Annotated in this window: 11 protein-coding genes; 3 read left to right on the forward strand and 8 right to left on the reverse strand. The window is 68.9% G+C overall.

Annotation, left to right across the window (positions count from 1 at the left end; all coding sequences use genetic code 11):
• Positions 1 to 75 precede the first annotated feature (75 nt).
• Positions 76 to 219, forward strand: coding sequence for a hypothetical protein (locus POL67_RS35995; RefSeq protein WP_271925158.1), 144 nt, complete (start codon positions 76 to 78; stop codon positions 217 to 219).
• Positions 220 to 233: 14 nt separating this feature from the next.
• Positions 234 to 1700 carry a right-handed parallel beta-helix repeat-containing protein gene (locus POL67_RS36000; protein WP_271925159.1) on the forward strand — a complete coding sequence of 489 codons (1467 nt, stop codon included), beginning with the start codon at positions 234 to 236 and terminating at the stop codon, positions 1698 to 1700.
• Positions 1701 to 1749: 49 nt separating this feature from the next.
• Here POL67_RS36000 and POL67_RS53845 read toward each other — a convergent pair whose 3' ends face one another.
• The 8 genes from POL67_RS53845 to aat form a co-directional block, all read right to left on the reverse strand.
• Positions 1750 to 5886 carry a serine/threonine-protein kinase gene (locus POL67_RS53845; RefSeq protein WP_308789595.1) on the reverse strand — a complete coding sequence of 1379 codons (4137 nt, stop codon included), beginning with the start codon at positions 5884 to 5886 and terminating at the stop codon, positions 1750 to 1752.
• Between the two features lie 117 nt (positions 5887 to 6003).
• On the reverse strand, positions 6004 to 6957 hold the full coding sequence (locus tag POL67_RS53850) for a YdcF family protein (RefSeq protein WP_271925160.1): 954 nt from the start codon (positions 6955 to 6957) through the stop codon (positions 6004 to 6006).
• A 50-nt stretch (positions 6958 to 7007) separates the two neighbouring features.
• Positions 7008 to 7658, reverse strand: coding sequence for a globin family protein (locus POL67_RS36015; RefSeq protein ID WP_271925161.1), 651 nt, complete (start codon positions 7656 to 7658; stop codon positions 7008 to 7010).
• Positions 7659 to 7928: 270 nt separating this feature from the next.
• Entirely contained in the window at positions 7929 to 9488 is a 1560-nt protein-coding gene (locus POL67_RS36020; RefSeq protein WP_271925162.1) for an acyl-CoA carboxylase subunit beta, read from the reverse strand.
• Positions 9489 to 9497: 9 nt separating this feature from the next.
• On the reverse strand, positions 9498 to 10289 hold the full coding sequence (locus POL67_RS36025) for an enoyl-CoA hydratase/isomerase family protein (RefSeq protein ID WP_271925163.1): 792 nt from the start codon (positions 10287 to 10289) through the stop codon (positions 9498 to 9500).
• A complete protein-coding gene (locus POL67_RS36030; protein WP_271925164.1) occupies positions 10286 to 11185 on the reverse strand; it encodes a beta-keto acid cleavage family enzyme in 900 nt (299 codons plus the stop codon). Before POL67_RS36030 ends, POL67_RS36025 begins: the two co-directional genes overlap by 4 nt.
• Positions 11182 to 11697, reverse strand: coding sequence for a MarR family winged helix-turn-helix transcriptional regulator (locus tag POL67_RS36035; protein WP_271925165.1), 516 nt, complete (start codon positions 11695 to 11697; stop codon positions 11182 to 11184). Before POL67_RS36035 ends, POL67_RS36030 begins: the two co-directional genes overlap by 4 nt.
• A 67-nt stretch (positions 11698 to 11764) precedes the next feature.
• Positions 11765 to 12400 (reverse strand): leucyl/phenylalanyl-tRNA--protein transferase, encoded by a 636-nt coding sequence (aat, locus tag POL67_RS36040; RefSeq protein ID WP_271925166.1) that lies wholly within the window; start codon positions 12398 to 12400, stop codon positions 11765 to 11767.
• 93 nt (positions 12401 to 12493) lie between these two features.
• On the opposite strand from aat, the gene POL67_RS36045 reads away from it, so the two are divergent.
• Positions 12494 to 12943 (forward strand): SRPBCC family protein, encoded by a 450-nt coding sequence (locus POL67_RS36045; RefSeq protein ID WP_271925167.1) that lies wholly within the window; start codon positions 12494 to 12496, stop codon positions 12941 to 12943.
• Positions 12944 to 13001: the final 58 nt, after the last annotated feature.

Here is a 13001-nt window from a genome sequence, read left to right on the forward strand (position 1 = left end):
GGAGCCGCCTTGTGGCGCGGGGCGTCCGCATTTATAGTCCGGAGCCTGCTTATTTCCTTCGTCGAGGTCCGACGCATGCGTGACGCATGGATGCGTACGGGTTTGCTTTTGTGCGGCGTCGTAGGGATGGCCGCAGGCAGCTCCCAGGCCCCGGAGGACATCGTCCCGGCCCGCCAGGCCGGTCCCCCCGTGCCCCACGAGACCTTCGATACGCCGTGAAAGGAAGAACGACCATGACGAATCGATTGCATTTCGCATCTCTGGCTGCCTTGCTCGCCGCGCTGCCGATCGCGGGCTGCGGGGGCTCGGACTCGCTGGCCACGCCGGACTGCGGCACGTACGCCGAGGCGCCCGAGAAGGCATCCGGCGTGGTGTACGTGTCCGCGTCCTGCGGCGCGCGGGACGGGGACGGCTCGGTCGAGCGGCCCTTCGCGTCGATCCAGCAAGGCATCGACGCCTCGGTCGAGGGCGGCGCGGTGCTCGTCGACGCCGGGACGTATGCCGAGAACCTGAGCATCACGAAGCCGGTGCAGGTCCTCGGCGCGGACAAGGCCGGCGACCCGAACAACGCGAGCATCATCGTGCAGGCGCCGTCGGCGTACGCGATCACGGTGGAGGGCGCGACGGACGTGCTCCTGCGCGGGATCATCGTGCAAAGGCCCCAGGGCGCGGGGATCCGGGTGCAGAAGAATGGCAGCGCCGTGATCGAGGGATCTCGCGTCGAGGGCGCGACCGCGGTGAAGGAGGACGGCCACGGCGTGATGGCCTCGGACAAGGGCAGCATCATCGTCCAGCGGACGATCATCGTGCAATCCGAGGGCGCGGGCGTGCACGTGAATGCCGCGGGGGCGAAGGTCGAGCGCAGCATCATCGTGCAGAGCGGCCGCCTCGCGGGGATCTGGGTGCAGAGCGGGGTCGGCGAGGTGTCGCTCCTGGAGAACGAGATTTCCGAGAATACCGAGGCCGGCATCGCGGTCCTCGGCTCGCGCGCGATCATCGTGCAGAACCAGGTGAAGAACACGAAGAGCCGGGGCCCCGACGGGATGGCGGACGGCATCCGGGTGCTCGGCAACGGCGCGATCGGCGAATCCTACGTGGAAATCGGCGGCGAGAAGGCCGAGAGCAAGAACGTGATCGAGGGCAACGACCGGGCCGGGATCCTGTTCTCGGGCGAGCGCGCGCGCGGGATCATCGTGCAAAACGAGGTGATCGGCAATGCCGACGATACGACGCGCGGCGCGGGGATCTGGGTGCAATCGAAGGCCGGCACCTCGCCGAACGCCGACCAGAGCGTGGGCATCCGGATCGAGCAGAACCGGATCGAGAAAAACCATTTCATCGGGATCGGCGTGACCAACAACGCCCGCGCGATCATCGTGCAGAACCAGAGCATCAGCGGGACGATCGCGGGGGAGATCATGGCGAACGGGATCCCCACCAAGATCGGCGACGGGCTCGGCGTGTACGCCGGCGCGAGCGCGCACGTCGACAAGAACATGATCTCCTCGAACGCGCGCGTGGGCGCGGTGTTCTTCGGGGCCTCGAACATGTGCGTCGTGACGAACAACACGTTCGAGAAGAACAACGAGGGGTCGATCATCGTGCAAAACGTGGACGGTCTCGTGCTCGATTCCAACGAAGCCGACGTCCCGCCCGTCGCGCCGGCCATTCCGATCGGCGTCGATTCGTCCGATCTGTGATCCCACCCCGGCGGGCGTCTGACGACGCGCGCCCGCCTCCCCCTCTCGATCAAACCGATAACGACGCGGCGAGCGCTCTCGTCTCCTCGGCGAGCTTGTTCATGTTCGCCGATTCGAAAATGGAGATGCTCTCGTCGAGGAAGCGGGTCGCCTCGGCGCGCAGGGCATCGTCGCCCTTCGCGCTCGCGTGGAGCACACGCGCCATCGTGCGGCGCGCCGTGCCCCGCATATAAGGCGAGCTCACGCGGTCGGCGAGCTCGATGCAGCGCTCGGCGTGCCCCTTCGCCGCGTCGAGCTCGCCCGTGACGAGGTGGCATTCGGCGAGCGCGCGGTGCGCCTCGGCGAGGCCGCGCAAGGAGCCGAGCCGCTCGTGCAGGACCTCGGCCCGCGAGAGCGTACGAATGGCCGCGCGGGCGTCGCCGCGGGCGAGCTCGAGCTCGCCGACGTTGCTCAGGATGATCGAGCGGTGCTGGACGAGGTCCCAGCGCTCGGTTTGTTCGAGCGCCTCGCGCCAGGTGGACTCGGCCAGATCGAGGCGGCCGCGGAAGTAATGGAGGGCCGCGAGCCCATTGTAGGCGTCGACGGCCTCGACGGGCGCATTCGCCGCGATGGCGCGCTCGATGGCCCGCTGGTAGGTCGGTTCGCCCTCGTCGTACCGACCCGTGTGCAGATACCCATTTCCGAGGACGCGGTACGCCGAGGAGAGGGCGCGCTCCCATTCCTGCGTGCGCGCGGCGGCGTCGCCTTTTTCGTGGGATTCGAGGACGCGGCGGAGGTGATCGGCCGAGGCGCGATGATCGCCGAGGTGGACGCTCGCCCCCATCGCGCCCGTGAGCGCCCGGAGCGCGAGCAGGCTCTCGTCCTCGCCGAGCCATTGTCCGGCGAGGACAAACGATTCCCGCGCGTCCGCATAGCGGCTGAGGTGCTGGAGCGCCCAGCCCTTTTCGATGGCGACGCGGGCCTTTTCGTCGGCGCGGTCGCCGAGGTCGGCGGCGCGGGCGAGCGCGTCGTCGGCGACCTCGATGGCGCGCGCGAGGCTGCCCGCGAGCACGAGCTCGTGCGCGAGGCTGCCCGCGAGGGAGAGGAGCTCGCCAAGCCGCGCGGGCGCGTCCATGGCCGAGGAGGGCATTTCGAGGAGGATCTCGCGGGACGCTTCGAGCATCCGCACGGCCTCCTCGATCGCATGGGTGCGCATGGCGCGCTCCGCGGCGCGGCGCTTGTACGGCAGGGCGAGGGCGAGCTCGCCGGCCTCGCGAAAATGGTGGCCGATGAGGTCGTCGTGCGGGCCGGGGGAGCCGCCCGTGGCGCGTTCGAGCCAGAGCGCCGCGGCCCGGTGGAGCGCGCGCCGCCGCGCCTTGGGCACGCGCCGCTGCGCGACCTCCTGCAAGGCCGCCTGCGTGAACGCATAATCGAGCTCGCCGGCCAGCATCGCGTCGCGGCGCGGGGCAAAGATGCCGCGGCGCACGAGATCGGCGAGCGAGCGCGGCTCGAAGCGCCCTTCGAGCAGCTCGCCGAGGAGCGAGGGCCAGAACCTCCGGCCCGCGACGGCCGCGGCCTCGACGGCCTCGCTGAGCCGCGGTTCGAGCCGATCGAGGCGACCGAGGAGGAGCTGTTCGAGCGTCTCGGGCAGGCGCACGCTCGCCGCCCGCGACGAGGAGAGCCGCCACGTGCCCTCGCCGACGACGAGCACGCCCTCGTCGACGAGCTGGTGCACGGTCTCCTCGACGATCAGCGGCACGCCGCCCGCGAGCGCCGCGATCTGCCGCACGAGCCCCGCGGGGACGTCGATGAGCGCGCGGAGGACGTGCCGGATGAGCGCCTCGCACGCCTCGTGTTCGAGCGGCTCGACGGGGATCGTGACGACGCCCGAGGCATCCCGCAAAAACGAGAGTTCCGGCGCGGCGGCGCCCTCGGCGCGGCTGACGAGGACGAAGAGCGCGGGCGCGCCCGCGAGGCGCTCGATCACGTGGCCGAGGAGCGCCTTCGTGGTGGCCGTGGCCCACTCGAAGTCTTCGAGCAAGAAGAGCAGCGGCGTGCGCGTCGCGAGCCTGCGGTAGGCCTCGGCGACGGCATCGAAGAGGACTTTTTTCTGGGCCTCGTCGCCGGCCACGGCGTCCCGCTCGGCGGCCGCGTCGCCGCCGCCGCCCACGCCGAGGAGCTCGCCGAGCCTGCGGCCGAGCTCGATCTCGGCCTCGCCGAGCGTCGTGGGATCGACGGCGCAGTAGCGGCGGATGTAGTGGTCGAGCTTGGCGCGGACCTGCTCGGGGCCGTCGTCGTCGACGACACGCGCGCGGTGGCGGATGGCCTGGAGAAACGGCTCGTACGGGACGCCTTGCCCCGACGGGGTCGAGCGGCCCATCTCGAAGTAGTACGTCTCGCCCTCGCGCTCTTCGAGCTCCTCGACGAGGGCCATGCAGAGCCGGCTCTTGCCGACGCCCGCGGGCCCCGTGACGACGAGGACCTCGGGCTGCCGCTCCATGCGGGCCCGCGCGAGGACGGCGCGCAGGACGGAGAGCTCCTCGTCACGCCCGACGAGCGAGATGCGGACGCCGTGAATCTCGTTCGTGCCGAGGTACGCGGTGGACTTCTTCGACGCGACGCGACGGCCGGGGACCTCGGCGCCCGCGCTCGTGGTCTCGTAGAGGCCACGGACGCGGCGCAAGACGGCGTGCGTCGCGACAATCTCGCCGGAGGACGCGGCGCGCGCGAGGCCACGCGCCTCGAAGACGGGCGCGCCCGAGACGAAGGGCACGCCGCTGCCGCGGGGTTGCGTGGAGACGACGCGGCCGGCGTCGATGCCGAGGCGCACGCCGAGCCGGAACGAGGGCGGGAACGTGGGGTCGGAGGAGAGCGCGCCGAGGGCCGCGCGGAGCGAGAGGGCGGCGTCGAGGGCGCGCTCGGCGTCGTTCTCGGCGGCGCCCTCGGGCCCGAAGAGGCAAAGCGCGCGATCGGTGAAAGGCCCGATGGGCTCGCCGCCGTGGCGCGCGAGGACCTGTTCGAGGCGCGCGCCGACGACGGCGAGGCAGTCGAGGTGCTCTTCCAGATCGACCGAGGCGTCGAGCGCGCCGAGCGAGAGGTCGACGTAGAGGACCGTGGCGCTTCGGACCGAGCGCGCGTCCTTGGCCTCGCGGGGCGCCCACGCGCCCGAGCCGACTGCCGTGGGAAACGGACGCGACGCGCCTTCGAGGAGCGAGGTCACGCCCGGCAGGGGCCCGAGGGTCCCGTCGGCGCCAACGACGATCGTCTCGGAGAGCTCGATCGGCGCGGGCAACGACGCGCTCGCGGGTCGCTCGGCGAGGGTCGCCGCGCCCGCGCCGAAGGCTCGGAGTTCGCGGAGGAGCTCGTGCGTGAAGTGCTCGACGGTCTGGTAACGTTCGGCGGAGTTTGTCCGAAGGGCACGGCCGATGACGGCGTCGATGCCCGCGGAGAGGCCGAGGTCGGGGCGGAGGCGTGAAGGCAAGGTGAGGGTGCCTTCGAGGCGCACGGCGAAGAGGCGGGCGAGGCCGCCGGACTCGTCGAAGGGCCGCGCGCCCGTGAGCAGCTCGCAGGCCATGATGCCGAGCGCGTAGATGTCCGCGCGTCCGTCGATGTCGTTCGCCTCGATCTGCTCGGGCGCCATGTACGCGGGCGTGCCGCTCACCTGGCCGTCGACCGCGAGCTCCGGGCCTCCCTCGAGGCCAAACGCCTTGGCCACGCCGAAGTCGACGACCTTCACGAAGCACGCGTCACCCGCGAGGGTCGTGAGCAGGACGTTGCCTGGCTTCAAATCACGATGGACGATCCCGCTCCGGTGGGCCTCGGCGACGGCGCTGCCGACCTGGGCCATCACGTGGCCGACGAGCGAGGGTTCGAGGCGTCCCACGCGGCGCAGGCGCTCGTCGAGCGACTCGCCGCGTACGTACTCCATGACGATGTAGTGAAGCTCGGCCGAGGCGCTGCCGAAGGCGTGGACGACGACGACGTTCGGGTGGCTCAGGCGGGCGAGCAGGCGGGCTTCGCGGCGGAAGCGCGCGTCGGTCTCGAGGAGCGTGGAGAGCTCGGGGCGAAGGATCTTGATCGCGACGAACCGGTCGAGGGCGAGATCACTCGCGAGCAGGACCTCCCCCATCCCACCGGCGCCGAGGCGCTTGATGATCTGGTACTTCTGCCCGAGGACCGTGCCGGGGGTGAGTTTTGCCGTGTCGATGACGCCCCTCGCGAGCCCCGCGAGACCATCCCCCGATCCCCGTGGGCCGTTGCCGCTCGTCGTACCATACCGGCGCGCGCGGCGTCACGCGGGTCCTGGCGCGCGAGGGCGTGCGGCTCACTGAAAAAGAAACGAATGCCAGTACGCGAGGACCTCGCGGACGATGAACCAAGGCTCCTTCAAGAGGCGCCGGCTCATGCGCGCAGGCACCGTGTACACGGCCACGCCTGCGCGCTCGAAGAGCATCTTCACCCGCGGCTCGTGATAATAATGCGTCACCGCGATCGCCCGCGAAAACCCGTGGCGGCGCATCAAGAGCGCACCGTTCCGCGCCGTCCACGAGGACGTGACGCCCTCTTCGTCGAGGATCACGGAGGCCTCCGGCACGCCCGCCGCGACAGCACGCGCCCGCATCACGGCGGGCTCCGAAATCCCGTTGTGCTCGTCGATGGCGCCGCTCATCACGATCGCTCGCACGAGCCCCTGCTGGTGCAACCAGATCGCCTCGTCCACGCGATCCGAGAGCGCGAGCGAAGGCGTGCCGTCGTCCCACACGCGCGCTCCGAGCACGATCGCGCAGTCCGCGCGGCGCTCGTACCGCGTCGGCCCCAGCGTGACCATGAGCAGGAGCGGCATGGCCACGAAGCTCGCCGCCGTCACGGCCGCACACACGGCCGCGCGCCCGAGTGTCCATCGAGGACGCTCCGCGCGATCCATCGCGACGTTCGCCGCGAGCGCGCCGAGACAAACCAGGACGACCAGGGAAGCCGGGACAAACGCCGGGCCGTGGATCGCGCCGCGCGCGAGAACGCCGTAAAATGTGGCGACGTCGAGCGCAGCGAGCACGGCCCCGATCCCGAGGACGATCGCCCCGCCAAGGCGCGCCCACGCCGGGCGGATCGGCCGCGCCGCGTGCCAGAGGAGCGTGACGGCGGAGGCGAGTTCCAGGGCGCGGAAGATCGGCCGCGGAAGATCCGCGTCGCCGAGCCAGGTATGTGTGGAATCGAAGGGAGGCCGCACGGCCTCGCCCCCGAGGTTCAGGAGGGCGAGCAGGCCGACGGCGAGGCCCACGCCGCGCAAGGAGAAGGCAGCATGGGCGCGGAGACGAGAGGCGCGCGAGATCAGGTGATCGTGGGCGGGTTCGAGATGCGGGGCAAACGCGTGCTCGGCGACGCGCCGCTCTTCGAGGACGGCGCCGACTGCGAGCTCGCGCCGCCGTAGAGCGCCTGGATCGAGGCCGGCATGCGCGAGCCGGGCGGCATGGACGGGCGGCCCATCGGCGGACGGTACGAGGGACGCTTGACCGCGGGCAGGCGGTGCGCGCTGCCGCGACGCGAGAGCGGCGTGCGAAGCGAGAGCGGCGCGACCTCGTTCGCCGCGTCTTTCATGACCTTCGCAAGCACGCCGTAGACCGTGGCCCACGCTTCCTTGACCTCGGGCGTGAACGCCTCGCCGAGGCCCTTTTCCAGCGTCCACAGGAGCGCCGCGCCGACCGTGTCGTAGTGGTCGTCGCGAACACCGTACGCGAGATGGCGGCGACCGAGCGCCTGGACGGTCGGGATCAGCGCTTCGAGACGATCGAGCGCCTGGACCGCCACCTTCAGCGTGGACATGAGCTTCTTGCCCTGGTCCTTCATGTCGCCCCGGAAGAGGGGCTTGAGTGACGGATCGACCTCGAAGAGCCGACCATAAAACAGTCCGGCGGCCACGTCCGCGATCGGAGCGACCATCTCGAAGGTCTTCTGGACCAGAAGCTTCTGCTCGTTGTTCATCGTTTCCTCACGGCCAGCCCTGTTATCCGGGCGGAGAGATGCTTCGGCGACCACCAGCAGCGAAGACCTCTATCCAAGATCTGCGCCGACGTTTCACCCTAGCATGGGTCGGGCGCGTACCGACAGTATTTGTTGCGGGGACGCCAAGCGCGTGGTGTCCGTGATGCATCGGCAGCGCCCCGACGCGAGGCCCGCAACGTTTGCACCCGAACGACATGAATGTCGGTCCGAGGACGGAAACGTGCGCGGGAATCGGGGGGCGCGCCAGGATCAAACGGGGATGATGCCGCGCTTCTTGAAGGGCCGCTCGACGCGCTTGTGCCGCGCGAGCTCGAGGCCCCACGCGACGGCGCGCCGCGTGTCGCGAGGATCGATGACGTCGTCGATGAGGCCCCAGCCAGCGACCTTCATGATGTCGATGTTCTTCTGGAGCATGTCGACCATCTGCTGCTTGAGCTCCGGCGGCGGCGGCGCATCGCCGAAGAGCTTGCGCGCGGCGATGCCGAGCATGCCCTCGGGGCCCATCACGCTGATCTCGCTGGTCGGCCATCCGACGATGAGGTCCGGCTCGTAGGCGCGGCCGCACATCACGTAATAACCGGCGCCATAAGCCTTGCGCACGACGACCGTGACCTTGGGGACGGTCGCGGCGCTCATCACGTGCAGCATCTTCGCGCCGTGCCGGATGATGCCCTCGTGCTCGACCTTCGACCCGATCATGAAGCCGGGTACGTCCTGGAGGAACACGAGCGGGATGTTGAAGGCGTCGCAGATCTGCATGAACCGCGCGGCCTTGTCCGAGGAGTCGACGTCGAGCACGCCGCCCATGTGATTGGGCTGGTTCGCCACGATGCCGACGCTCTGGCCGCCGATGCGCGCGAGGCAGGTGATGATCTGCCGCGCGAAGCGGGGCTTGATGTCGAAATACTCGCCGTGGTCCACGAGCGCCGCGATGAGCTTGTACATGTCGTACGCCTTGCGCGGGTTCTCGGGGAGCAGGTCGAGCAGCGATTCCTCGCGCCGATCCGTGGGATCCGTCACGGCGATGCGCGGCGGCTCTTCCTCGCAATGGGACGGGAAGAACGAGAGGTATTTTTTGATCGCCGTGATGCATTCGGCGTCGTTCTTGTATTCGCCGTCGCCGACGCCGCTCTTCGTGGAATGGACCTTCGAGCCGCCGAGCTCCTGCTCGGAGATGTCCTCGCCGGTCATGGCCTTGACGAGCGGCGGACCGCCGAGGGCCATCGAGCCGATGTCCTTCACCATGGGAACGAAATCGGCGAGGCCCGGGATGTAGGCCGTGCCCGCGGCGCCGGGGCCGACCATGGCCGCGACCTGCGGGACGACGCCGCTCATGATGACCTGCTCGCGGAAGAGGTGGCCGCTGCCTGCGAAGAGCGAAATCGAGTCCGGGTGGCTCGCTCCCGGGTCGATACGCGCGCCCGCAGAATCGATGAACCACACGATGGGCCAGCGGCCGCGCAGGGCCATCTGGCGGAGGCGCGTGACCTTCTCCTCGCCGGTATGGCCAATGCTGCCGCCTTTGACCGTGAAATCGTACGCAGCGGCGCAGACCATGCGGCCGTCGACCTTGCCGAAGGCGCAGACGACGGCGTCGGCGGCCGGCCGATCCTTGCCGTCACCCGCGGCGAGGCCCATCTGCGTGCCGTGCATGCCGACCTCGAAATGGACGCCGTCGTCGAAGAACGCGGCGAGCCTCTCGCGGGCGGTCAGCTTGCCGCGCGAATGTTGCTTGGCGACCTTGTCCTCGCCGCCCATCTTGCGCACCTCGGCGCGCCGGGCCTCGAGGTCCTTCAAGAGCTCACGCATGTCCATGGGTCATTTACCCGTCCATTTGGGGGTGCGTTTTTCCAGGAACGCCATCAGGCCTTCCCGCGCGTCGTCCGTCGAGAGCACGGCGCCGAGGCGCTCGCGCAGCATCGGCAAGGCTTGTTCGAGCGTGAGATCGGCCTGCGCCGCGAACGCTTCGAGCCCGAGCTTCACGGTGATCGGGCTCTTCTGCGCAATCTGCCCCGTGATTCGCGCGATCTCGGCGTCGAGCCCGTCCGCGTCGACGGCCTTTCCGACGAGGCCGATCGCCGCTGCCTCGTCGGCCTCCAGTTTGTCGCCGAAGAGCATCATTTCGAGCAGGCGCCGCTGCGGCACGACGCGCGCGAGCACAGCCATGATCATCATCGGGAAGAGGCCCCGGTTGATCTCGGGCGTGCCGAGCTTGATCCCGCGCGCGGCGACCGCGAAATGGCAAGCCGCCACGAGCCCGACCCCGCCGCCCATCGCGACCCCGTTCACCCGCGCGACGAGCGGCTTCGGCGAACGCGTGAGCGCGAGCAGGAGATCTGCGTAATCCCCCTTCGGCGGCAATTCCGCCGACGGACCGGACGAGCTCATCTGCGTGAAATCACCGCCCGCGCAAAACGCGTCGCCCGCGCCCGTCAGGACGATCGAGCGCACCGAATCGTCGTTCGCCGCGTCTTCGAGCGCCCAGAGCAGCTCGTTCACCATGGCCGGGCCAATGGCGTTTTTCTTGGGCGGGTTCTTCAGGAAGATCCAGAGGGCGCCGTTTTCCTTCGCGGCGACCTCCAGGAATCCATAAGCACGCGCCGTCGTCATCGCGGCGCTCCGAGCGAGAGGATCTCCCGGGCCTCCTCGACCGTCGCCGGCCGCCGGCCCACGTCGCGCACGAGCCGCACCGCGGTCTCGACGAGCGGGCCATTCGAGGTCGCCATCTCGCCGTTCGGCAGATAAAGATGATCTTCGAGCCCGCAGCGGATGTTGCCGCCGAGCACGAGCGCCGCGGCGATCATGCGCCAGGCGCCGTGGCTGATCCCGATGACTTCCCACTCCGATCCGGCGGGCATGATCCTCGTCTGGAGCTGGAGCGACTCCACGTGCGCCGGAATGCCGCCGAGCACGTTCATGATGAACGAGAACTGGAGCGGCGGCCGGAGCACGCCCATGTCGAGCAGCGGCGCGATCCCGTTCGTGTGCCCCGTGTCGAAACACTCGAGCTCGGGCTTCACGCCCACCTCGTTCATCACCTCCAAGAGCTTGATGATCTTCGAATAGGTGTTCGGAAACACCATATCGAAATCAAATTGCTTGCGCTTGGGCGAGTATTTCGCGTAGTTCATCGTGCCCATGTTCAGGGCCGCGATCTCGGGCTTGCTCTCGCGCACGTACGTGCATTGATCGGTGACGTCGTCGAGAATCGTGCCCGTCGAGAAATTGAGGATGATCGGACAGCGGGCCCGGACCTCCTCCTTGATGCGGGCGAAGACGGCCGGGGAGAACGTCGGGCCGCCGTCGTCGTTCCGGGCGTGGATGTGCACGACCGAGGCGCCCGCGTCATAGGCGCGCTTGCATTCGTCGGCGATCTCCGCCGGCGTGTACGGGATGCCCGGGTTTTGCCTGCGATTGGCGAGGACGCCCGTGACGGCGCAGGTGACGACACAGATGTCGGGATCACGCACGCCGGGCTTCTTGGTCTCGCCTGTGAACGATTTCATGGCTTGTCCTCCTCCGCTCCCGCGCGGGGAGCGCCTTGCGCCTCGGATACGCGGCCCTCGACATGCGAGACGACGCGCTTTTGCAGCTTGGTCAGGACCCGGAGCAAATGTTCGAGATCGCTCTGCGACAAATCCGTCAGCGCGCTCCGGAAGATCTCCATGGGCTCGACCTGAATCTCGCGCGCGAGCTTCTGGCCTTTTTCGCTCAGACGGATGTAAACGACGCGCCGATCCGTGGTCGAGCGCTCGCGCTTGACGAGCCCCTCACGCTCCATGCGGTCGATGATCCCCGTCACCGTGCTGTTCTGCGCGCGGATGCGCTCGGACAGGGACGACAAGGACAGATCGCCGAGCTCCTGCAAGAGCTTGATGACGGTGAGCTGCGGGCCTGTGAGCCCAAACTGCGCCGCCAGGCCCTTCGTCAGGCGGCGCGACTCGGTGTAGAGGTAGATGATCGTCTCGACGATCGCATCCACCTCGGGCTTGGTATCGGGAGGGAGGGAGGCCGCCACGGATGTTTCGTGTACGAAATATTCGGAGCGCAGCCAGTTGTCAAGGGAGGAGTTCTAGCAAGCTCGCTCACGCCCCGAACGGCCGAAGCCCTCTCGCCCGCGTCCGGGCGAGCCGTTCGAGGAACTGCTTGCGGGTGAGGACGATGGCGCCGAGCGCCTTCATGTGTGGCGTCATCACCTGGATGTCGATCCAATCGCAGCCCGCCTCGCCGAGGTGATCCACGAGATACAAAAGCGCGATCTTCGACGCATTCGGCGTGAGGTGGAACATGCTCTCCGCCGAGAAATACCCCTCGACGCAAACGCCATAAATGCCGCCCACGAGCACCTCCTCCACGTCCCACACCTCGACGCTGTGCGCGAAGCCGAGCCGGTGCATCTCCTTGTAGGCGTCCATGAGCTCCTGCGTGATCCACGTGCCGTCCTGCCCGGGACGCGGGACCTCGGCGCAGCGCTCGATGACCGCGTCGAATCCTCGGTTCACCGTGCAGCGGAGCGGGGTCTTCCGGAGCTCGCGGCGGAGGCTGCGCGAGAGGTGGAGGAACGAGAAATCGAGGATCGCCCGTTCTTTCGGGCAAAACCAGGGCAGGACATCGAGCCCGTCGATCGGCCAGGGAAAAACCCCGCGCCGGTACGCCTCGACGAGCACACGCGGCTCCAGGCTGCCGCCCACGGCCACGATGTCGTCGGCGTCGATGCTCATGCTCAATCTTCCCGGACGCGGGCCATCCAAGCGCCAAACCCCCCGCGGGTCAAGCCTTTGCCAGCGGCCAAATCCAGCTTATAGGCCAGCATCGTGCCCGTCTTCGAGAAACGTACCCGCATCCAAGCCCCGCCCGAGGTGGTCTTCGCCTTCCACGAGCGCCCGGACGCGCTGAACCTCCTCCTGCCGCCGTGGGAGCATGCCCGCATCCTCGAACGAAGCGGTGGCCTGGAGAAGGGCGCGCGAACCGTGATCGAGACCTACATCGGGCCCGTGAAGCAGCGCCTCGTGGCCGTTCACACGGCGTACGAACAAGGGCGGATGTTCCAGGATACGGTGATCGAAGGACCGTTCGCCCGGTGGGTCCACACGCACACGATGGAGCCGGACGGAGAAGGCGGGACCTTCCTCGTCGACCACATCGATTACGCGCTGCCGCTCGGCCCGCTCGGCGCCCTGTTCGGCGGCGCGTTCGCGCGGCGGAAGCTCGAAAAGATGTTCGAATTCCGCCACGCCGTGACGAAAAAAGCCTGCGAGGGTTGAGGGGTCGTCGACGCTGGGGGCTCCGCTCCGCAAGCGGAGCTGTGCCCCCAAACCCCCC

Source organism: Polyangium mundeleinium (assembly GCF_028369105.1).
GTDB lineage: Bacteria > Myxococcota_A > Polyangia > Polyangiales > Polyangiaceae > Polyangium > Polyangium mundeleinium.